General features: G+C 41.3%; 21 protein-coding genes, 4 tRNA genes and 1 riboswitch. Of the genes, 9 read left to right on the top strand and 16 right to left on the bottom strand.

The window, feature by feature from the left end; genetic code table 11:
* Window positions 1-231 precede the first annotated feature (231 nt).
* Both FTT88_RS10655 and FTT88_RS10660 read right to left on the bottom strand, forming a co-directional pair.
* A complete protein-coding gene (locus tag FTT88_RS10655) occupies window positions 232-528 on the bottom strand; it encodes a hypothetical protein (RefSeq protein ID WP_180005055.1) in 297 nt (98 codons plus the stop codon).
* A gap of 194 nt (window positions 529-722) precedes the next feature.
* A complete protein-coding gene (locus FTT88_RS10660; RefSeq protein WP_180005054.1) occupies window positions 723-1655 on the bottom strand; it encodes a rhodanese-related sulfurtransferase in 933 nt (310 codons plus the stop codon).
* A 188-nt stretch (window positions 1656-1843) separates the two neighbouring features.
* On the opposite strand from FTT88_RS10660, the gene FTT88_RS10665 reads away from it, so the two are divergent.
* On the top strand, window positions 1844-2332 hold the full coding sequence (locus FTT88_RS10665) for a DUF1289 domain-containing protein (protein WP_078191447.1): 489 nt from the start codon (window positions 1844-1846) through the stop codon (window positions 2330-2332).
* A 61-nt stretch (window positions 2333-2393) separates the two neighbouring features.
* Window positions 2394-3005, top strand: coding sequence for a LysE family translocator (locus tag FTT88_RS10670; RefSeq protein WP_180005053.1), 612 nt, complete (start codon window positions 2394-2396; stop codon window positions 3003-3005).
* A gap of 88 nt (window positions 3006-3093) precedes the next feature.
* Here the strand turns inward: FTT88_RS10670 and ribB are convergent, their stop codons facing one another.
* Entirely contained in the window at window positions 3094-3753 is a 660-nt protein-coding gene (gene ribB, locus FTT88_RS10675) for a 3,4-dihydroxy-2-butanone-4-phosphate synthase (protein WP_180005445.1), read from the bottom strand.
* A gap of 103 nt (window positions 3754-3856) precedes the next feature.
* A riboswitch (FMN riboswitch) is annotated at window positions 3857-4010 on the bottom strand.
* 170 nt (window positions 4011-4180) lie between these two features.
* Between ribB and FTT88_RS10680 the strand changes: the two genes are divergently transcribed.
* Window positions 4181-6022 carry a DUF2157 domain-containing protein gene (locus FTT88_RS10680; protein ID WP_180005446.1) on the top strand — a complete coding sequence of 614 codons (1842 nt, stop codon included), beginning with the start codon at window positions 4181-4183 and terminating at the stop codon, window positions 6020-6022.
* Window positions 6022-6642 carry a GDYXXLXY domain-containing protein gene (locus FTT88_RS10685; protein ID WP_180005447.1) on the top strand — a complete coding sequence of 207 codons (621 nt, stop codon included), beginning with the start codon at window positions 6022-6024 and terminating at the stop codon, window positions 6640-6642. Before FTT88_RS10680 ends, FTT88_RS10685 begins: the two co-directional genes overlap by 1 nt.
* 122 nt (window positions 6643-6764) lie before the next feature.
* Here FTT88_RS10685 and panD read toward each other — a convergent pair whose 3' ends face one another.
* From panD to FTT88_RS10740, 11 genes are all read right to left on the bottom strand, one after another.
* The gene (gene panD, locus FTT88_RS10690; RefSeq protein ID WP_078191363.1) at window positions 6765-7145 is read right to left on the bottom strand and encodes an aspartate 1-decarboxylase; all 381 of its coding nucleotides are present in this window, start codon (window positions 7143-7145) and stop codon (window positions 6765-6767) included.
* 150 nt (window positions 7146-7295) lie between these two features.
* The gene (gene pth, locus FTT88_RS10695; protein WP_180005448.1) at window positions 7296-7871 is read right to left on the bottom strand and encodes an aminoacyl-tRNA hydrolase; all 576 of its coding nucleotides are present in this window, start codon (window positions 7869-7871) and stop codon (window positions 7296-7298) included.
* A gap of 20 nt (window positions 7872-7891) precedes the next feature.
* Window positions 7892-8188, bottom strand: coding sequence for a 50S ribosomal protein L25 (gene rplY, locus FTT88_RS10700; RefSeq protein ID WP_180005449.1), 297 nt, complete (start codon window positions 8186-8188; stop codon window positions 7892-7894).
* A 98-nt stretch (window positions 8189-8286) separates the two neighbouring features.
* On the bottom strand, window positions 8287-9240 hold the full coding sequence (locus FTT88_RS10705) for a ribose-phosphate pyrophosphokinase (protein ID WP_078191360.1): 954 nt from the start codon (window positions 9238-9240) through the stop codon (window positions 8287-8289).
* Between the two features lie 37 nt (window positions 9241-9277).
* Window positions 9278-9352 (bottom strand) — tRNA-Gln (locus tag FTT88_RS10710).
* A gap of 91 nt (window positions 9353-9443) precedes the next feature.
* Window positions 9444-9518 (bottom strand) — tRNA-Gln (locus FTT88_RS10715).
* Between the two features lie 28 nt (window positions 9519-9546).
* Window positions 9547-9621: transfer RNA gene (locus tag FTT88_RS10720), tRNA-Gln, on the bottom strand.
* 38 nt (window positions 9622-9659) lie between these two features.
* Window positions 9660-9734: transfer RNA gene (locus tag FTT88_RS10725), tRNA-Gln, on the bottom strand.
* Window positions 9735-9737: 3 nt separating this feature from the next.
* Complete coding sequence (ispE, locus tag FTT88_RS10730) at window positions 9738-10577, bottom strand: 4-(cytidine 5'-diphospho)-2-C-methyl-D-erythritol kinase (RefSeq protein ID WP_180005458.1); 840 nt, start codon at window positions 10575-10577, stop codon at window positions 9738-9740.
* A 28-nt stretch (window positions 10578-10605) separates the two neighbouring features.
* Window positions 10606-11184, bottom strand: coding sequence for a lipoprotein insertase outer membrane protein LolB (lolB, locus tag FTT88_RS10735; protein ID WP_180005450.1), 579 nt, complete (start codon window positions 11182-11184; stop codon window positions 10606-10608).
* Window positions 11185-11193: 9 nt separating this feature from the next.
* Window positions 11194-12906, bottom strand: a complete 1713-nt coding sequence (locus FTT88_RS10740) for a hypothetical protein (protein ID WP_180005451.1) — start codon at window positions 12904-12906, stop codon at window positions 11194-11196.
* Window positions 12907-12984: 78 nt separating this feature from the next.
* Here FTT88_RS10740 and hemA point away from each other — a divergent pair, with 78 nt between their 5' ends.
* Window positions 12985-14268 (top strand): glutamyl-tRNA reductase, encoded by a 1284-nt coding sequence (gene hemA / locus FTT88_RS10745; protein ID WP_180005452.1) that lies wholly within the window; start codon window positions 12985-12987, stop codon window positions 14266-14268.
* Window positions 14269-14638: 370 nt separating this feature from the next.
* On the opposite strand, the gene FTT88_RS10750 is transcribed toward hemA, so the two are convergent.
* Window positions 14639-16567, bottom strand: a complete 1929-nt coding sequence (locus FTT88_RS10750; RefSeq protein WP_180005453.1) for a DNA primase — start codon at window positions 16565-16567, stop codon at window positions 14639-14641.
* 212 nt (window positions 16568-16779) lie between these two features.
* Window positions 16780-17772, bottom strand: a complete 993-nt coding sequence (locus FTT88_RS10755; RefSeq protein ID WP_180005454.1) for an outer membrane protein assembly factor BamD — start codon at window positions 17770-17772, stop codon at window positions 16780-16782.
* Window positions 17773-17843: 71 nt separating this feature from the next.
* Here FTT88_RS10755 and rluD point away from each other — a divergent pair, with 71 nt between their 5' ends.
* The 4 genes from rluD (at window position 17844) to FTT88_RS10775 (ending at window position 20828) form a co-directional block, all read left to right on the top strand.
* Window positions 17844-18896 carry a 23S rRNA pseudouridine(1911/1915/1917) synthase RluD gene (gene rluD, locus FTT88_RS10760; protein ID WP_180005455.1) on the top strand — a complete coding sequence of 351 codons (1053 nt, stop codon included), beginning with the start codon at window positions 17844-17846 and terminating at the stop codon, window positions 18894-18896.
* 44 nt (window positions 18897-18940) lie between these two features.
* Window positions 18941-19681, top strand: a complete 741-nt coding sequence (pgeF, locus tag FTT88_RS10765) for a peptidoglycan editing factor PgeF (RefSeq protein WP_180005456.1) — start codon at window positions 18941-18943, stop codon at window positions 19679-19681.
* A gap of 40 nt (window positions 19682-19721) precedes the next feature.
* Window positions 19722-20273 (top strand): flavodoxin family protein, encoded by a 552-nt coding sequence (locus FTT88_RS10770; protein ID WP_078192171.1) that lies wholly within the window; start codon window positions 19722-19724, stop codon window positions 20271-20273.
* 228 nt (window positions 20274-20501) lie between these two features.
* Window positions 20502-20828 carry a hypothetical protein gene (locus tag FTT88_RS10775; protein WP_180005457.1) on the top strand — a complete coding sequence of 109 codons (327 nt, stop codon included), beginning with the start codon at window positions 20502-20504 and terminating at the stop codon, window positions 20826-20828.
* Window positions 20829-20939 lie beyond the last annotated feature (111 nt).

Raw genomic sequence — 20939 nt, forward strand, 5'->3', positions numbered from 1 at the left:
AGGCTTAATGAGAAGGAAAATGTATTAATGCGTGATGGCATTAAGCAATGCTGAATGATATAAGATTGAAGAATTGAAAGGCTTGGATCATAGTTTTTATAGTATTGAGTGTACGCTGTTCAGTTTGGATTTTATTTTTGATTTTTGGCGCTTTAGCAGCCTTAAAAATCGTTTTATGTACTGAACAGCGTAGGACAAAGTTGCAATAAGTAGCGTTGCAAGGTGCATAAATTAATCATCATGTTCCATATTTAACAGTGTGTGAATATAGACTTGGCGTAAGCTCAGAGATAAAGCAAATGGAATCACACAAAGTCCAAGAATGTTGAGCATAGTGGGTTGTAAGTGCAATGTATAAGCAATAAATAAGGCAAAAATTGCACCAATGCATGTAGCAATACTGACTATCAAAATATGCGACTGTTGGTTAAGGAGGTGTTTTAATTCTCCTACACTTTCTTTTACACGGGGAGCGGGTAAAACAAGGTGCCTTGAGGTTGCAATTGGAGAGTTGATTAATTTTGGCATAATGCTTTCCTTTTCAATTATCTATAATGATTTTCTCGGATCAATTGATCAGAATAAGCATAAATGCGCGAACTGATTCTCGTAAATAACCAGATATAGTTATTTTGTCAAAAAAATTAAGTCACTGTTGAGAATGCGTAAAAAAAGCCCTAAAAATAGGGCTTTTATTTATATATCGTTACAACAAATTTTCCTTAGAGACGCTTACGTTTTGCTGCCACAATTTGTGATTGACGCATACGGAAGCCTGCTTTTTGCTGTTCAGTAGTTTTGTCGATACAGTATTTGCATGATACGCCGTGTTCGTAGCTCGGAAGTTCAACTTCAGCAGGAGCCAGTGGCCAACCGCATGCGTGACATTTGATATTTTCGCCTTCTTCCATACCGTGAGTGACAGCAGTACGACCGTCAAATACGAAACATTCACCTTCCCACATGCTGTCGGAAGCAGGGGTTTCTTCTAAATATTTTAAGATACCGCCTTTAAGGTGATAAACCTCATTAAAGCCTTCTTGAAGTAAAAGTGAGGTTGATTTTTCACAGCGAATACCGCCTGTACAGAACATGGCAATTTTCTTATCTTTATGCTGCTCAAGCTCTTTTTTCACGTATTCAGGGAATTCACGGAAAGTCTCAGTTTTCGGGTCAATCGCACCCTTAAATGTACCTGCTTTGTACTCATAGTCGTTACGTGTATCAATTAGGATTACGTCATCACGTGTAATTAGTTCATTCCATTCTTTAGGATCAAGATAGTGACCGACTAAATCACGTGGTTTCACTTCCACACCTAAAGTCACGATTTCTTTTTTCAGTTTGATCTTCATTTTACGGAATGGTTTATCCGTACTATGCGATTCTTTGTATTCCATCGCATTGAAGCCTTCATTGAGAAGGAACTGATGGATGATATCTACAGATTTACGGTCACCGGCAACAGTACCGTTAATACCTTCACCTGCCACAATTAGAGTACCGCAAAGGTTGATGGTTTTTACCAAGTCTAAAAGACGTTGTTGAAGATCGGCAGGATCTTGAACTTCTTTGAATTGATAAAGTGCGGCAACAACCCAACCAGAGGTCGCTTGCTGTTCTACAGGTGCAAGCTGTTCTACAGTAGCGTTCATGGAGTACTCCAAATGAATAAACAGGATAAAAATTAAGGCGCACATTCTACCGTGATTTGGATGAATAAGCGAGTAATGTGGTGGCTTTTAGCCACACATTTGATCATGGCTTCATTTCAGCAGTTTTAGCGTGTATAGTCATGCCGAGTTGTTTTTATCCCATAAATATTGATTGAATGGAGCCGGTTTTGAGTACTGATCGTCGAATTGCCTCGTTGACCCCATGTGCAGGGCGTTGTTCTACGGTATTTGGTGATTCAGTCTGTCGTGGTTGCCGCCGCTTTAACCATGAAGTCATAAAATGGAATACCTATACAGCAGAGCAACACACTGCCATTTGGTGTCGTTTAGATGCGCAGTTAGATCAAATTTTAATACCGATGTTGCCGCAAGCAGATATCGTCCATGTCGAAGGCTTTGTTTTGTCTAAGCGAGTTCGCTTACGTCCAGATGCAAGCAAAGGCCGAAAACTGTATCACGCACTCAAGCTCTGCGAAAAAAACCGTCATTTCACAGATGACAGTGGACTCGGGATACATTACAAACAGGTACGACCGTTGTGGGATGAATTTGAGCGTCGCGTTTTGGCACTCGCCACAGCCAGCTATGATTTGGCATTCTTAAGAGCAGATGCCATTCGCTTGCATTTATTGCAAAACATGGATGAAGAGGACTAAGTCCTCTTTTTTTATGTATGAAATTTATCGTGATCTAAAAAATAAGTGAAGGAATCTCAGCGTGAATTATTCGGAGTACTTTTTATATTGTGTGGCCGTCATCGTGATGATTGCAACGCCTGGACCTGTCATGCTGTTGGTCGCAAGTGCAGGCTTACAAGGCGGCTATAAAAAGGCATTTCAAACCATTGTCGGGACGAATTTTGCTTCACTGATTTTGATCGTACTGTCGGTGTGTATTTTAAAAGGCATTTTAAATGTGAATGCGCACTGGCTCGATGGCATTAAAATACTGGGTTGTATATATATTGCTTATATTGGGTTTGATATTTTAAAAGAAGTGATGACACAGCCCACTGAGCAATCTCTGCAGTTAAAAGCAGCACAAGGGGGCTTTAAGCAAGGACTGATCGTGGGGATTTCAAATCCTAAGGATATTATTTTCTTTGCTTCATTTTTTCCGCAGTTTGTAGGAATTACTCCTCATCTTGATCTGAGTTTAATTGTGTTGGCCCTGAGTTGGATCGTTTTAGATTTTGCGACCTTGTCTTTGGTGTATTTATCTTTTCATCGATTGTCGAAATCACGTTGGTATAAAAAATTGTTGGCCCTGTGTGGGTTGATTTTAGTGGTGGTTGCCATCTATGGCATCTATAGCACATTCACGGCTTAATTCTTAACTTGAAATGTACAGTAAAAAATAAAAAAGGCTGATTCAATCAGCCTTTTTTATGAACGTGTAGAGCTTTAATTTATTCGCACTAGAGATTGTGCTGTAAACGATATTGCACAATTTCTTCAATGGTGAGTACAGTCAAATGATGGGTTTGTGCATACGCTAAAACTTGTACGCCATTCGCCATTGTGCCGTCTAGGTTGGTTAATTCACACAAAACACCTGCAGGTTTTAAACCGGCCAGACGTGCCAAATCAATAGTCCCTTCAGTATGTCCGCGACGGGTCAATACGCCGCCTTCACGCGCACGTAAAGGAAAAACATGACCCGGACGGTTTAAGTCAGCAGCAACAGCACCATCTTTAATTGCGGCTTTGACTGTAGTTGTTCGGTCTTTTGCAGAAACTCCAGTAGTAACACCTTCCGCAGCTTCAATGGTTACGGTAAAGGCAGTTTTAAAATGGCTAGAGTTATCAGACACCATGGGTGGAAGTTCTAAATGATTAGCCTGAGCATCGGTTAAACACAGGCAGACAATCCCTGAACCGTCACGAATCATACGTGCCATGGTTTCTACAGTGAGTGTTTCTGCAGCAACAATCAGGTCGGCTTCATTTTCACGGTCAAAATCGTCCATGACTAAAACAGGCTTGCCATGACGAATGTCTTCTAAGGCTTGCAGCATGCGCTGTTCTGCAGGTGGAAGGGCAGAAAAGAAAATTTCGGGTTGAATTAAACTAGACATTGAAACGCTCGCGTAAATTTTAGATACGGTTGAACATTTCAGGACATGTGAAATAGTGGCGTTACGATATATATTGAAAATGATCAATGATATAGAGATGTGACGTCGTCTTCTTTCATCCGGACTATACCGTCGGCTCAGGCATTGCACCTGATCTGCGAATCGCGTTTAAACGATTGGCTCGTGGGCTTTTTGCAGGGCGTTCAACCCAGCAAATTTACCACCGGTGGGGAGTTTCACCCCGCCCTGAAGCGATGTGTCTTGAGTATAGACCTGTTTGTGTGGTGATGGGGAATTATTGCGTAGAATCATTTGCAAAATTTTAGATAAGTAAAGTTATAAGATTGGATTTGTAAGCATTTTTATAAAGTGTGCCAAAGCATGCTATCGTGCCGATAAATCAACCATGATTGCATAATGATAAAAAATGACGCTTCCTCAGCATTCTCAGCAGCAGAATATAAAGCTGCATCGTTCACAGTTAGATCAAGAGTTTTCAACAGATCTGTTCCAAGATGTACAGGTCATTCGGTATCTGCAAGTGATCGGTGTTGCACTGATAGCAGCCAGTTTCGTGTATTTGATCGCGGCAAACTGGCTGATGTTACCCAAATTTATTCAATTGGCAATTCCAATGTTGCTGTTGGTACTGAGTGCTGTGACGAGTGTATATTTTGTAAGGCATGCTTGGATTCAGCAAAGCTTAGATGCTTTAAGTGCTTTGTTGCTCGGATTAAGTTTAGCTGTGATTGGGCAGGTCTATCAAACAGGAGCAGACAGTTATCTGTTATTTTTGGTCTGGGCTTTGCTGCTTTTACCTTGGTTATCTCGACCGAATATTGGAGTCTTTGCGTTACTGTGTTTGATCAGTCAATTGGCATTATTTTTATATTTTAAACAAAGCTATTTAATCGTTGATCATTCATGGTGGTATTTACTCTGCATGAATGTATTGACCGCAATATGTGTGACCTTGTGTTTGAAATATTATGCTGCACTGCGCTTTGTATTTGTTGCATTTATTACACTAATGTCGATGTATTGCATGTTTTTATACTGCGGAAATGGGGCAGAGCAGTATCAATGGCAATATTTAATTTTTGCATTGTTGCTTCCAATTTATCTGATTATCTATTTTTATCGACAACATCGTGCATTAGAAACCAGTTTACAAGCTGCAGGTCTCGCCGCGAGTTTCAGTATTTTGATTTTCCAATGGGCAGAACATATTTTATCTGACTCGAGTGCAGGATTGTTGGTTTTTGCCTTGCTGATATTTGCTTGGTTTGCGGTGATCAGTTGGGCACTGATGAAATTTCTGCCACAGACTAAATTTGCAGTTATTCCTTTAGCGATTGGGGCATGGTTCGCAGGCATTATTTTATCGAGCTTATTGCTGACCTATTGGAAGGCGTTTTCAATCGTCATGGGCTTAGTTTTTGTGGCTGTGGCTTGGTGGCTGATTCGAAGTGCTAAAATTGTCTTTAGTCGCCAATTTGCTTACTGCTTATGGGTATGTGGCCAATCTGCGGTCTTCATTCATACAGAGAGCTTAACCAATAGCATTTCGTTTATTTTAGTGTTGCAAATTGGCGTTATCTTGCTCTGTTTGTTTAGTCGAATGCATTGGTTTATTGTTTTTATTCAACTCATTGCAGGATATGGCCTTGCAGTGGCCACACTATTTGATGCCGATCTTTTTATAAGCGATGAACATGTCATCTTAGCTGTGATTGGATTGAATTATATTCTACTGATTTTCTTGCTCGGGAGTGCAACAGCTTGGTTGCACACGATGTATCGAAAAAGCATTGTGTTGTGGATGTTATGCATCGTATTGGCGGTTGTGGTGTTGCAGACGCTATCAAATAACGTTCTACAGTTTGAACAGACCCAACATGGCGTTCTTGACCTGTGTGTCGGTTACCTGCTGCCTGTGGTTTGGCTTGGCCTTTACATCGCAAATCAGCAAAAACAGGTGGGGAGCGAAAAATGGCCGTTACTGCTATTGGGCCTTGTGCTGATTGCGATGGGCTATTTTGGAATTTTCTTGTTATTGGTTTTATTGGCATGGGCGCAGGTCTATCAGCAATCTTTGGTTAAAGCCCTTTGCATCGTGTTGATCATTTTTAGCTTATGGATGCTGTACTACAATTTGGGTCTGAGTTTTTTATTGAAAAGTTTAACGATTTTGATCTCTGGCCTTTTGCTGCTTGGCATTACCAAGATGTTATCTGCGATACAGCTTAAACAAGGGGGAGATGTGTGATGAACATACTCAATAAAAAAATGCTTCCTGTTGGTTTGGCTGTACTCAGTATTTTTATATTCGTACTGATGATTGCACGTCATGAATGGCATCTGGCAAACAGTCAGAGTATTTATGTAAAGCTGCAGCCTGTCGATCCGCGCTCTTTGATTCAAGGAGATTATATGGCCCTGAATTATCAGCTCTATTTTGGTGGTCAGCCATCAAAAGAGCAATCTGCCAATGGGCAGGCTGCCAAAGCGAACACAGAAGAAAATGTACACCGTGACTATTTTGTCGATCAAAAAAGTATTGTGAGTTATGTGCAGCTTGATGCACAGCGTAGGGTGATTCGAACCAGTTTCAACCCAGAGTTGTTAGCGCAGTATCCAAGCTCATCCACAAAACTGGTGCTCAAAAATCCTGACAATAGATTTGAGGGTTTATATCCCGCTGCGAGCAGCTTTTTATTTGCTGAAGGCTTGGAGTCGTGCTATCGCGATGCGCAATATGCAGAGCTAAAGGTACAAGAAAATGGTCAGCCTTTGTTGGTGGGTTTGGTCGGAGAGCATTTACAGCCCTTTGATTGTAAACAAAACCAAGCATGGTGGAAGGGCCCGAGAGCAGGGGAGATAAGTTGAGCTGTTGAGTTGTATGTAGTGATATGCGTCTAATACTGAATTTTTGCAGTCAATAATGCATAGTTCAGCCATAAAAAAGCCCGCAAATTTTGCGGGCTTTTTAGAATCTTTAAATGCTTGAATTAAGCGACTTGAACTGGAATACAGTTCGCTGTGTGGTTCACCGTGTTGTTTGGGTTCGCATAGACTAAGCGTGGCTTATGTGCATTTGCTTCAGCTTCTGTGAAATCACCAAAAGTTGCGATAATCAACAAGTCGCCAATATCTGCTTGGTGAGCAGCACCGCCATTTACAGAGATAATGCCAGAACCTTCTTCACCACGAATGGCATAAGTGGTAAAACGCTTACCATTAGTCACGTTCCACATATGAATTTCTTCATATTCACGGATACCGGCTAAATCTAGAAGAATACCGTCAATTGCACAAGAACCTTCATAATGTAATTCTGCTTGTGTAACGACGCAACGGTGGATTTTAGCTTTTAATAAACGAGATAGCATGGCTAGCGTCTCCTTGGTAGACCTAAGATCGTATCTTATGGTGGAACAATCTCTTGAATGCTGGGTGAGCAGTCAAATGCAAGCGCATTTTGCTCTGAAATCATTCAGATGGCAATAAGTATTGTTCAACAATTTGTGGAATTGTCAGTTCTATTTGTAAGCGTTGATCTGGTTCATGGCTTGCTGAATCTCACCACTTACCAACAATTTAGTACGTGATAAGGCATGTGCAATAGCATCATCTATTAAGCCTTGTTCACTACTTGGTGCTTTACCTAAGACATGGCCTGAGACACGTTCTTTAGAACCAGGATGACCAATACCAATACGTAAACGATGGAAATTTGGACCAATATGCGGGACGATATCGCGTAAACCATTATGACCACCATGACCACCGCCAGTTTTCAGGCGAATGACACCAGGGTTCATATCAAGTTCATCATGTGCGATAAGCATTGCTTCAGGAGCAATTTGATAGAATTTGGCGAAGGGAACAACACTTTGACCAGAGAGGTTCATAAAGGTTGTAGGTAACAGCAGACGAACGTCTTGACCTTCGATATTACCACGACCACTGATGCCTTTATATTTAGGATCAGCTTTGAGTTGGATGCCATATTGTTCTGCAAGGCGTTCTACAAACCAGAAGCCTGCATTATGGCGGGTTTGGGCATACTCAGAACCTGGGTTACCCAAACCAACAATCAGTGAAAGTTTACTCACTCATTTACACCATTTAACACTTATGCGCGTTTGAAATCAGCGTGCATAGGAGTGTTTTTAGCTGGGTGACGTTGTAAAGCTTGGATTTTAACGCTTTCAGCTTTACCGTCGATGTTGATTTCAACAATTTCTTCAAAGAAAGCGTTGTTTTCTAAAGCTTTAACAAGTTCGCGAAGTTCTAAAGTAACTGCTACAGGTTCAGCTGCACCACCGTAGATGATTGCTGGTACTTTATTTTGAAGACGAAGGCGGCGGCTCGAACCTTTCCCTTGTACTGCTTCTTCACGTGCTACTGCATTTAATACGAAGTTTGCCATGATAGACATTCCTATTTAAGTTTAATTGACTAGACCTTCGACCAGTCTAGTGATAGAAAGCCCCACCAAAAGGCAGGGCTTTTAAATTTAGCGCTATATTATAGATAAGAATCGAACATTGCGCTAATAGATTCTTCGTTGTTAATACGACGAATTGTTTCAGCAACCATACTTGCAACTGAAACTTGGCGAATCTTACCAAGAGCTTGAGCTTCTTCTGAAAGCGGAATGGTGTCTGTTACAACCAATTCGTCAATCACAGAGTTTTTCAAGTTTTCTAAAGCTTTACCAGAAAGTACTGGGTGAGTTGCGTAAGCAACAACTTTGCGAGCACCAAAAGTTTTTAGTGCGTCAGCAGCTTTACACAATGTACCTGCTGTATCCACCATATCATCAACGATGACACAGTCACGGCCTTTAACGTCACCGATCAAGTGCATTACTTGAGATTCATTCGCTTTTTGACGGCGTTTGTCGATGATCGCAAGATCGATATCACCCATTTGCTTAGCAACAGCACGCGCACGTACTACACCACCAACGTCAGGAGAAACAACCATTAAGTTGTCGTGTGACTGTTGACGAAGATCTGCTAAAAGCGCAGGAGTACCGTAGATGTTGTCTACAGGAATATCGAAGAAACCTTGGATTTGGTCAGCATGAAGGTCGATCATGACAACGCGGTCAATACCAACAGTTGTGAGCATATCTGCAACAACTTTTGCTGTAATTGGCACACGGCTTGAACGTGGACGACGATCTTGACGAGCATAACCAAAGTAAGGAATGACAGCAGTGATACGACCAGCACTTGCACGACGCAAAGCATCAGCCATAACTAAGATTTCCATAAGGTTATCGTTAGTTGGGGCACAAGTTGGTTGTACGATGAATACGTCTTTACCACGAACATTTTCAGTAATTTCGACAGCGATTTCACCGTCAGAAAATTGACCTACAGATGCAGCACCTAGAGGGATGTGAAGGTGGCTAACGACTTTTTGGGCGAATTGTGGATGTGCAGATCCACTAAAAACGACAAGATTGGGCATGAAGCACCCTTGGCGGTTGGCAAATTAGGGAATTAGATGGCAGGGGCGGCTGGATTCGAACCAACGGATGCCGAGATCAAAACCCGGTGCCTTACCACTTGGCGACGCCCCTAATGCGGCAGAACTTTAATATTTTTGCGGTATTTTGTCAAGTTGAAACAACAAAGATACTGCAAATTATGCTCTGTCTTTTTTGAAGTTAATGGCAGGGGCGGCTGGATTCGAACCAACGGATGCCGAGATCAAAACCCGGTGCCTTACCACTTGGCGACGCCCCTAAATTGATGAAATAGCGAATAAAGTAAATGGCAGGGGCGGCTGGATTCGAACCAACGGATGCCGAGATCAAAACCCGGTGCCTTACCACTTGGCGACGCCCCTAATACTTTACAGCAATTACATCTACAGGTGAAAAATGATGGCAGGGGCGGCTGGATTCGAACCAACGGATGCCGAGATCAAAACCCGGTGCCTTACCACTTGGCGACGCCCCTATATCAAACTTCAAAATGACGTAATGGTGATTCTTGTAAACTGCGAACCAAGTAAGATTTACATGGTGCATTTTTCAATATGTCATCAATATTCATATTTTCAGTCACTTCAGTAAATACACAAGCACCTGTACCTGTAAGCTTTGCTCCACCGAACTGATCTAAGTACTGCATTGCTTCATCGACTTCGGGATATAAGCTTCGTGCCACAGGCTCAAAGTTATTTCCAAAATCAGATGGTGTTTCCTGATAGCCGCAAAATTTAGTGGGCTTTGAGTCTCTTGTCAACGTTTTTTGTGAAAAAAGCAGTTGAGTGCTGATAAAACAGTCAGGTTTCAGCACAATGTACTGTTTTTGAGCTAAATCTATGAATGTTAAGTGTTCACCGATGCCTTCAGCCCATGCATTTAAACCATGTACAAACACGGGAACATCTGCCCCAAGTTGTAAGCCGAGTTCTGCTAGTTGTTCAGTATTTAGACCACATTTCCACAGTTGATTGAGCACAATAAGGGTTGTTGCTGCATTGGATGAACCACCACCGAGCCCTGCACCCATCGGAATATTTTTTTCGATGTGGATTTTTTGTGCAGTCAGTGCTTTAGCAAACGGTTTGAGTATTTGAGCAGCACGATAAATTAAATTTTGCTCTAGATTGACGCTGTTTAAGCCCTCAATTTGAATAAAATTTTCATCAGCAGAATTTGCAAGTGGGTGAAATTCCATCCAATCAGATAAATCGATGAGCTGAAAAATCGTCTGCAATTCGTGATATCCATTAGGACGTCGGCCAGTAATGTGCAAAAACAAATTGAGTTTTGCAGGAGAAGGTACACGAATCACAGAAGTCATAGCTCAGCTTTTAGGCAAATTAACGATTTTGAATCACCATTGTAATACGGTTTTCCTGACCGGATTCAAGTGCTTGTTTTAAAATTAACTTGTTCGGTACCGTCGCAGTCTCGTTATAGCTTAGGTCAACCGTCCAACCATCTTCAATAATCTGTTGTGGGCGCTGTGCAGTATCGCGTTGAATTTTTGCTTGTGTGGTTGCAGGGCGCGCCTGTACCCAGTCGACGAGGTGGGTAATGGGAGCTTGCCAACCAGTAGCACGTTCCAGTAATTCTTCAGGTGTTTCTGCTTCAATTAAACCGGTTTTTGCACTGTTTAACTGAACTTGACCGGGTTTACCGCTGATTTGAGTTTTTCCAACACCCAAGATGCCACTCAGTTCGATGTCATATTCATTGCGGTCTTGAACCCAAGTAAAAAAAGCACTTCCTGACTGTTGTGGCGTGCGCACACCAATCTTACCTTGTAAGTTGAATTGATTTGCAGCGACTTCTTCAGGGCTGGGTTGATCGGGTGTTTTAACATATTGCTGACAACCGGTAAAAAATAAAGCGCAGCAGGTCAGGGCAGATACCCCAAATTTTGAAGATACTTGCATAAAGTCTTTCTAACTCTTTTTCATGGGTTGGGGTAACAATAACGAATGTAGTTGCTCTAATTGCGGATCATTCGGATGTTTTTGTTGGAGTTGTTGTAACAACGCGTCAAATTTATTCATATCACCTTGCATGAAGACTGATCGTGCATAGCGAATGCCAATTTTTAAACTATTACTCAGTTCATACGCTTTGGCCAAAACAGATGCAGATGTACTAAAATCATTTTGCAAATAACAAATATAACCGAACGTATCTAAAATTGAGGCTTGCTCAGGAGCATATTCTAAGGCATGTTCGACGTATTTTCGGGCTTCATCTAAGCGTCTATTTTGTACCGCCAAGGTATAGGCATATGCATTTAAATAGGTCGGGCTATTGGGTTCAATTTCAAGTAATTGTTTTAGTAATTGGTCGAGTCTATCTTTATCTTGATGGGCGTCGAGCAGAAGAACTTCGGCATAAATGAGCTCAGGATCTTCGGGCAAGTTTTTTACCGCTTCATCAAGCAAACGGACTGCTGCTTTTTTATTGTTCATGCGTTTTAAAATATCTGCCTGAGCAAGATATAAGAAACTGGCATGTTGAGGATAATTAACCCGCTCTTGGGTTAAAAAGCGCAGTGCATCATGCAGCTTATTTTGCTGGCTAAAAATGCTGATCATATTGCGCCGTGAAACTGTATAAAGACTGCCATCAACAAGGCGATAATAGGCTTTTGCCGTTTCATAATGCTGTTTGCGTTCAGCATTTACTGCGAGATAGTAATACGCTTCATTTTGGTATTTGCTCGAATAACGTAACTCCACCAAATACTTTTCGGCTTTTTCATAAAGCTCTAAGTCAATACTGGTCAAACCTGCCATAAATAGCGGTTCTTCAGCAGATGGCCATTTCTTTAGTATATCTTCGAGTTTTTCTAGACCTAATTCTGACTGATTGATTTTAATTAAATATTTTGCTTCTGCTAAGCGAACTTCCATATTGTTGCGGTGTTTACGGCTGGATTTTTCGAACCATTTTAAGGTTTCTTCTTCATCGCCTAACGACATAAGTAAATTGGCTTTCATTAGGATATAGCCAGTCACTTTCGGGCGTTTTTTCAGTGCTAAATTAATGGTGTCTAAGGCATCAGCAAAGGCACCATTTTGAGCTTGTAAACCTGCGACTAAGACCAAAATAGAAGGGTTGGTTTTTTCCTTGCTAGCGGTCAGTGCTTGAATCAGATAAGCGCGATCTTCCTCTGATTCAGGGGAAATACCCGCCAAAATTTGTTCTAAATCTGCATTTGGGTCAATGGTTAAAATTTTATCAAGTGTTTCGGCGGCAAGCTCATATTCATGGGCTTTCAAAGCAATATGTGATAAATAAAATAATGCTGGTACATCTTCAGGTTCTTGCACAACCCAATGTGTAGCAATATCTAAGGCTGCTTGTAAATCATTTTGCTCAATAGCAACGTTTAAAGCACGCTGTTTGACCATGGTGGATTTACTTTTGATTGCAAGCACGGTGTAATTATGAAGCGCGGTTGGAATGTCGTTATAAGCTAAGGCAAATTCTGCAATCATACTTTGTTTAATTGCATCATATCCTGAATTTGCATGGTAAACTTCTCCCACGGCCCGAATTGGGGCAGTAGAAGCCATGCTACCAACAAGTAAGAATGTGGTAGAATACTGCTTTATTGTCTGGCCGTTCAGTCGGCTATTTGTTAGACGCAATTTTTCTTGATCCAAGTAATGCTTTTTATGACACCGATGTTGCACAATAGCATAAATTTAGCGAAATGATGATCTGATATGTCTTTCTTTGCATTGGGTGTCAACCATCAAACCGCTTCTGTAGAGCTGCGTGAACAGATTGCATTTAACCCTGAAAAGTTAACTGCACTGCTTGAACAGCAAAGCCATACGCCTGAACTCAATGACATGGTGGTGGTGTCTACATGTAATCGTACCGAAGTCTATGCGATGTCTGAAAATGCAGACATGGTATTGAATTGGCTCGCCCAATCAAATGGTATCGATGTAAAGCAATTGTCAAATCATGTGTATCGTTATGAAAATGCACAGGCGGTGACACACCTCATGCGTGTGGCTAGCGGCTTGGATTCGCTCATGCTTGGTGAGCCTCAAATCTTAGGTCAAGTTAAAACGGCTTTGTCATTAGCCAAAGATGCCGAAACTGTCTCCCCAAATTTAAACCGTATTTTTGAATATGCCTTTTATGCGGCAAAACGAGTGCGTTCTGAAACAGCAGTCGGAAGTCATGCGGTATCGATGGGCTATGCTGTTGCTCAGCTCGCTTTACAGGTCTTTAGTCAACCTGAAAAATTGACGGTCATGATTGTTGCTGCTGGTGAAATGAATAGCTTGGTTGCGAAGCATTTGGCCGAAATGGGTGTGGGTAGAATTATTATCTGTAACCGTACACGTGCCCGTGCTGAAGCTTTATCCCAAGAGATTGCTCATCGTGTAGAAGTTGAAATAATTGATTTTGCAGATTTGGCAGACAATTTACATCGCGCAGATGTAATTTCAAGTTGTACTGGAAGCTTGCATCAAGTGATTTATTTTGCGGATGTCAAAGCAGCATTGAAAAAACGCCGTTATAAACAAATGTTGTTGGTCGATTTGGCGGTACCCCGTGATATTGAAGCCAAAGTTGAAAGTTTAGATGGTGTTTATTTATATGGTGTAGATGATCTGCAAACAGTCATAGAAGAAAACTTGGCTCAGCGTCGTCAGGCGGCAGTTGAAGCCGAAGTGATGGTCAATCAGCTTGCGACAGATTTAATCACACAGCAAAAAGTGAATTTGGCTGGCTCGACAATTCATGCATACCGTGAACATGGGGAGTCATTACGTCAAGAAGAGCTGGCTTTAGCCCTGAATCGTCTACAAAAGGGTGAAGATGCTGCGAAGATTATGCAAGAAATGTCACATCGTTTAACCCAAAAGTTGCTGCATCCAACTTCTATCGTGCTGCGCAATGCTGCGATGGCGGAAGATCCTGCTTATTTTGAAATGTTAGAACAAGATTTAGTTAATGTTGCTGAAAATCGCCGTAAACCAAAGAAATAAATAAGCTGATTCATTGAATAGTATGTTGTTCACAGCTTGAACTTGAAGTTAAAACCTGTTGTTAAGCAGGTAACATCATAAGCGCCATATGATTCAAATAAAAGAACGATACGCGGTAAGGTCATCCGCAAGTGTTTGAGACAGGACTACTTCTAATCAAAAATGTTTTTTGCGATATTTTCAATAATTTGACGCTAGTGAACGAGTTCTGCGGATGATAATGGTTTTGGGTACTTTTGCCGAAACAAAAGTACCTCCAGCCGAAGGCTAATCCCTTTATTCGATCCCTAGAGGCAGGACTCCGTCGAATAGAATTAAAAATCATTTTAAAAATGCGTAATTTTTTTACGGTCGTAACATGAGTTAAAACTTAATCTTCAAGGAGTGTGAGCGATCTTTTTTTATCAATATCATAAATACGTTGTTTTAAATTACGCATTTCTGCAAGGCTAGAAAACTTATTCGACTTGATCTTGAGTTGTAAGAATTGATATTGCAATTTTGTCGATAAATCTGCTGCGAGTTTATCTGCTTGTTCAGGTGATGATGTATAGTCACTGATATTGGCATGCTCTAAAATATGTTGTAATTCATGATGATGTGCTGCGCAAGCACCGAGTACATAATAGGTCGATAACTCTGGGTCATCAGGCAATTCATCAAAAATCACATTGAAAATATTTAAAACGTGATAAAGCAAGAGATCTTGTGAAACTAAGGCGCGTAAAGGCTCAAAATGAATGTAGAGATAAGGATGATTGATTAAAATCGCAATCACATATTCTTCAGCATCAATTTTTGTACTAAAGCTCAGAGACGCATCATTATTGACTTGAGGCTGCCACTTTCGGCTAAACCCTAATTTTTCACGGAAATATTGTTGTAGCAAATAACGATATGAACCACCTTTCGGTAACAGTTCAGTCAGTTGTCTCAGTTCACCCATCACCTGACTTTTACCTTCAGGCGAAGCAACATTATGATTTTGCGTTAAATGTGCAAAAACAAATTCAGAAAGTAGCGGTGAGGTGTGCAGTAACCGTCGAAAATTTTCGATACCTTCACGACGGATCAATGAATCTGGGTCGTGGTCATTCGGCAAAACAAAGAATTTAAGTTCTCGTCCATCATTCAGTAATGGCAGGGCAATTTCAAGCGTACGACGAGCTGCTTTTTGACCCGCGGCATCACCATCAAATGCAATGGTAATACGGCTATTTTGCTTAAATAAAATGTTTAAATGTTCTGTATTACTGGCTGTCCCAAGAGTTGCTACAGCGCCATGAATGCCATATTGCTGAAGGGCAATGACATCCATATAACCTTCGACCATTAACCAGTCTTGGGCTTTTTGTTTACGGCCTTCATATAAACCATAAAGTAACTGGTTTTTATGGAAAACTTCAGAGTCTGGAGAGTTGATGTATTTCGGTTTGATTTCATCATTTAGGGCACGACCACCAAAACCGACCACACGACCTTTCGCATCTCGAATCGGGAAAATCACCCGCTCGCGCAGTAGGTCAAAGTCACGACCACTGTCACTGGTTCGAATCAAACCGAGAAGTTTGAGTCCTTCGATATCTTGTGGAAAGGCTTTTTCTAAATGTTGCCAATCTTCAGGGGCATAGCCTAAGCGCCAATAGGCGATGGTGTCTGCACTGAGACCCCGTTGTTTAAAATAAGCTTGCCCAATTGGACTGAGCGGAAGTTGTTGTTCATAAAACTGTGCGACATTTTCCAGCAAGTCATATAAGTTTCCATCTTGCGGCACATCTTCAAAAGCATTGGCAACTTGGTCAAAGTGAGCAAACGGATCGCTCCCATAAAAGGCTTCTTCGCTATTTTGAAACTCAGCAAATGGGTCGTGTTCGAAATTTACTGCAGCAGGATTTGTGTCGGTTTCGCCTGTTTTGGGTGGCAGAGCTTTTGCTTGGATTGGAGGTTTTTGTACAGGTTTGGGTTTAGATTCGCGTTTATATTTGAGTTTATTGGAATCGTTATTGTCTTTCGGTAGTTCAATACCCGTTTGGCTAGATAAATCCTTCATTACTTCGATAAAGTTACGGCTACCAATATCCATTAAAAAACGGATGGCATTACCATTGGCCTGACAACCAAAGCAGTGAAAATATTGTTTATCACGATAGACATGGAAAGATGGCGATTTTTCCTGATGGAATGGGCAGCATCCTGAGTAGGTGCGTCCAGTCTTTTTCAATTTCACAAATTGACCAATCACATCGACAATATCGGTGCGATCTAAAATTTGATCAATTGTATGTTGAGGAATGGCCATGCTGTTTTATCTGTCTATCTATTGAATTTGGGCAGTTCGTGAAATATGTTGAAATCAGCAATGCTGTAAGTTCAGGTGGAGATGCAGTACAGCATCGTCCATCGAACTATTGTATACCTTTTAATCTAACCGAATCTGTAGATCCTGAAAAGATAAAAGGGCAAGTATTCTAACTTGCCCTTTGTGAAAAATCGACCTTCGTTGCGACTATATTATTCAGCTGCTTCGGTCGATTGTGTTTTTTCATCTTTTGGACGATCGAGTAAGCCAAAGCTTAAACGATTAGTTAAACTACGTTTTTCTTCATCATTTTTAACTACATCTGTAGAGGTTTGCTCAGACATCGTCTGTGCTTCTTTACCGAAAATACCCAAAGTTGCACGGTTAAGGAAGCTGCCTTCACTACGTGCAGCACGCATATTGACCGTACCGTCTGACTTCACAAGTTTTGGATAGTTCAGTTTAAGTACTTCAATGTATTGCTGAGACGTGGTTTTATCACCAAGTTTGTCATAACCATAGGCTACAGTCGCTAGAGCTTCTGGAACTTGTGGCGCTTGCGGATAATGTTCGATCACCCAAAGTGAACGTTCAACAGCAGCTAACCATGCTTTACGCTTCACATTAAAACGTGCCGCATTCATTTCGCTTTCAGCCAATTCTTGACTGATGAACTTCATACGTTGTGCGGCATCGACTGCATATTCGCTCGATGGGTAGCGACGGATAAAGTCGACAAAGTTTTGATAAGCCACTTTGAGATAGCTCACATCACGATGCGATTGCTTTAAAGAAGTATAGCGAAGCAAACCATTGTAGTTTTGCTCCATGTTTGAAACACCACGCACGTAGTACGCATAATCAACTTGCGGATGTTGTGGGTTCATACGAATAAAACGGTCTGCAAGTGCAATCGCACCTTCATAGTCTTTTTGCTGAAACTTTACATACAATAGTTCAAGTTGTGCTTGCTGCGCATAGTTACCTGTAGGGTAGTAGGTCTCTAGAGCTTCAAGGTGTTTTGCTGCATCTGTATATTGGTTACGTTCAAGCGCTTTTTGTGCTTTTTCGATATAAATCTGTTCGCTTGATTGTGGACCTGTGTCGACCACTTCTTTCTTTGGATTACTGCTACAGCCTACCATTGCCGATGCAATGCCTATTGTTAGAGCAAGCATTGTCATTTTATATTTTGGTAGCGACATAAAAATTCCTCTGTTAATACGGGCAATGAGCTACAATTGAACTATTAAACCACTTTTGTCTGAATGAGCAAATGAGTCAAGCACAATCTTCCAATTCTAATTTCCCTGAAACTGATTTCAATTTACTTGAAGATTCTGAGGATGCAGATAACCATACTTCAGACTCAACTGCAACACGTTTATCGTTGCAATTTCAATTGGATGAAAGCTATTTAGGACAACGTATTGATCAGGTTTCAGCACTGGTTTGGACTGATTTTTCTCGTGAAAAGCTAAAACAGTGGCTCAAAGAGGGCCATTTGTTGGTCAATGGTAACACTGTGAAACCAAAGTACAAATGCGAAGGCACAGAGTTACTGACTTTAGACGTCGAGTTAGAAGCACAAACACGTAGCTTACCTGAAGATATTCCACTCAATATTGTCTATGAAGATGACGATATTATGGTGATTAATAAACCTGTCGGTATGGTAGTACATCCGGGTGCAGGTAATAGTAGTGGAACGTTAGTGAATGCAATTTTGCATCACTACCCAAAATCTTCAGAGTTGACCCGTGCAGGTTTGGTGCATCGTATCGATAAAGACACTTCAGGTCTGTTGGTTGTGGCGAAAAACCTCGAATCTCAATTTTCTTTAAGTAAGCAATTGGCGAAGAAATCGGTTTACCGTATTTACGATTTGATTGTATATGGCAACATTATTGCCGGCGGTACAGTCGATGAACCAATTAAACGTCATCCTGTCGATCGCATTAAAATGGCTGTCTTGCCGGGCGGTAAAGATGCGGTGACTCACTATAATGTGAAAGAACGTTTCCAAAACTTTACCCGCGTTCAAGCACGTTTAGAAACGGGTCGTACCCATCAAATTCGTGTGCATTTTACTTATATCGGTCATGGTCTTGTGGGCGATCAAGTGTATGTACCACGTGTACGTATGCCTGCAGGCGCGTCGGTGTTATTAGATGATACTTTACGTGGCTTTAAACGTCAGGCTTTACATGCGGTTAAATTGGGTCTCGTTCATCCACGTACAGGTGAAGACATGATGTTTGAAGCACCATGGCCTGAAGACTTTAACCAATTGGTTGAAGTTTTACGTAGCGAAAACAAAGCTTATTAAGTTTTAAACTGATTTACACGCCATAGATAGAAAAGGACGGCAACATGCAATTTGTTCAGGGACTTCCACAGGGTGTTTTTGTGGGACAAACTCGAGTTCATCATGATCAGACGCAACCCGCTGAACAACCTGAACTGGCAGGATTTAATCTGGCATTGCATGTGGGAGATGATGCAGCGCGTGTGCAAAAGCACCGGATGCAATTGCTCAAAGACTTTGCTAAATATGGCGTGAATAAAATCAGCTGGATGAACCAAACGCACAGTACGCTATGCCATCGCATTGATGAACAGATCAACTTTGTTGCACCCGAAGGCGATGGTATGGTCACGCAGTCTAAACACCATGCCCTGATGATGATGACCGCAGATTGCTTACCCGTGGTTTTGGGTAATGCTGACGGGACTGAAGTTGCCAATCTGCATGCAGGTTGGAAGGGCTTGGCAAATGGTATTGTGGAAAACACCATTGCAGCCATGCACACTCAGCCAACATGGGCTTGGTTGGGGGCAGCCATTTGCCAAGAGAGTTTTGAAATTGGCGCAGAAGTCAAAGCTGCCTTTTGTTCCAAATACCCAGAACTTGAAAGTGCATTTAAAGCTGGTGTAAAGGAAGGCAAATATTATGCTGATCTTTATGCGATAGCGCGTTATATTCTTGCATTACATGGGGTTAAAGCTGTAACCGGTGGCGACCAATGTACCTTTTTGCAAGCTGAAGAATATTTTTCTTATCGCCGAGAAGCGAAAACAGGACGTATGGCAACATTCGTCTTTATGCTTTGAAAATGCTAAACTTGACTGAATCTATCGACTTTTAAATGTTATGTCTTTGACTGCTAAATCTCTTGCTGTTGTTTACCACAGTCCCTATGGGCACACTGCCAAAGTGGCGAATTTCATTGTACAAGGTGCAGAAAAAGCCGGTGTAAAAGTCCATCTCATGAATGTAGAGCATGTGGATTGGGATGAATTGGACAGTGCAGATGCCATCGTTTTTGGATGCCCAACCTATATGGGCAGTATGAGTGCGGCAATGAAATTATTCATGGAGCAATCATCTAAACGCTGGTTAGCACGGACATGGCAAGGCAAGTTAGCCGCTGGTTTTACCAATGGTGGCGGCTTAAGTGGAGATAAATTGGCAGTATTGCAGCAAATCAATTTATTCGCCATGCAGCACGGCATGTTGTGGAGCGGTCTTCCATTGATGCCAACTGGACGAAGCACAACAGATTTAAATCGGATGTCGAGCTTTTTAGGTTTAATGACACAATCGGATAATGCGCCTGTTGAAGTCACGCCACCTGCGGGTGATTTAGAAACTGCCATTTGGTTTGGTGAATATCTGGGGCTGTTGTTAAATAAAGTTAATTAATTTGTAAATAAATCGTTTGAACTATCATTTATAAATCTTTGAAAACCCTAGTGATGGAAATGTTACTGGGGTTTTTATTGGCCTAAAATTCGTGGAAATTGGCATTTTGTATAATATAGTTGTGATGTGTGTCCAAATTGCTATTCATTTACGCCAACGCTATTGATTTAATCTTCTCATAAATTTCACTCGGGATGAGTGACGAATATTAAAAAGGATTAAATAATCGTGAAAAAAACAATAGTCGCAATGGCATTGACCTTATGTGTTTCTGACGTTGTTTTTGCAGCAGAAGGCTTGGTGGGATTAGCCGATGAAGAATTATCTGCCATCAATGGTGCTGCATTGATGAATATGTCCTATACCGATCCTGTTTTAGTCAACCAACAAATGGTCGATGAAAATATTGGTTTCTACAAACTCAGTTTAGATGCCGTCATGGATCTGAACGTCAATGTCAAAAGTTTGCAACTCGGCTGTGGTGGGGTAAATGGGTCAAATGGCTGTGATATTGATATTCGTCATCTAGCGCTGAGTGGTATAGCCAAATCCTAAAAACTATAGAACAATAGAGATATGGGATATTCAAAAGATTTTAAAGACAAAGTCATAGAAATTATGATTCGAGATGAAATGTCTGTGCGAAAAGCAGCACAGCATTTTAAC

This window comes from Acinetobacter sp. YH01024 (assembly GCF_013420195.1).
GTDB lineage: Bacteria > Pseudomonadota > Gammaproteobacteria > Pseudomonadales > Moraxellaceae > Acinetobacter > Acinetobacter amyesii.

Bases quoted from the DNA above. Each gene is read 5' to 3' on its own strand.
- FTT88_RS10770 (WP_078192171.1), top strand. From the start codon at position 19,722: ATGTCTTTGACTGCTAAATCTCTTGCTGTTGTTTACCACAGTCCCTAT.
- FTT88_RS10660 (WP_180005054.1), bottom strand. From the start codon at position 1,655: ATGAACGCTACTGTAGAACAGCTTGCACCTGTAGAACAGCAAGCGACC.
- pgeF (WP_180005456.1), top strand. From the start codon at position 18,941: ATGCAATTTGTTCAGGGACTTCCACAGGGTGTTTTTGTGGGACAAACT.
- FTT88_RS10755 (WP_180005454.1), bottom strand. From the start codon at position 17,772: ATGTCGCTACCAAAATATAAAATGACAATGCTTGCTCTAACAATAGGC.
- lolB (WP_180005450.1), bottom strand. From the start codon at position 11,184: ATGCAAGTATCTTCAAAATTTGGGGTATCTGCCCTGACCTGCTGCGCT.
- ribB (WP_180005445.1), bottom strand. From the start codon at position 3,753: ATGTCTAGTTTAATTCAACCCGAAATTTTCTTTTCTGCCCTTCCACCT.
- FTT88_RS10685 (WP_180005447.1), top strand. From the start codon at position 6,022: ATGAACATACTCAATAAAAAAATGCTTCCTGTTGGTTTGGCTGTACTC.
- FTT88_RS10705 (WP_078191360.1), bottom strand. From the start codon at position 9,240: ATGCCCAATCTTGTCGTTTTTAGTGGATCTGCACATCCACAATTCGCC.
- FTT88_RS10680 (WP_180005446.1), top strand. From the start codon at position 4,181: ATGACGCTTCCTCAGCATTCTCAGCAGCAGAATATAAAGCTGCATCGT.
- FTT88_RS10655 (WP_180005055.1), bottom strand. From the start codon at position 528: ATGCCAAAATTAATCAACTCTCCAATTGCAACCTCAAGGCACCTTGTT.
- rplY (WP_180005449.1), bottom strand. From the start codon at position 8,188: ATGGCAAACTTCGTATTAAATGCAGTAGCACGTGAAGAAGCAGTACAA.
- FTT88_RS10750 (WP_180005453.1), bottom strand. From the start codon at position 16,567: ATGGCCATTCCTCAACATACAATTGATCAAATTTTAGATCGCACCGAT.
- panD (WP_078191363.1), bottom strand. From the start codon at position 7,145: ATGCTATCTCGTTTATTAAAAGCTAAAATCCACCGTTGCGTCGTTACA.
- hemA (WP_180005452.1), top strand. From the start codon at position 12,985: ATGTCTTTCTTTGCATTGGGTGTCAACCATCAAACCGCTTCTGTAGAG.
- rluD (WP_180005455.1), top strand. From the start codon at position 17,844: ATGAGTCAAGCACAATCTTCCAATTCTAATTTCCCTGAAACTGATTTC.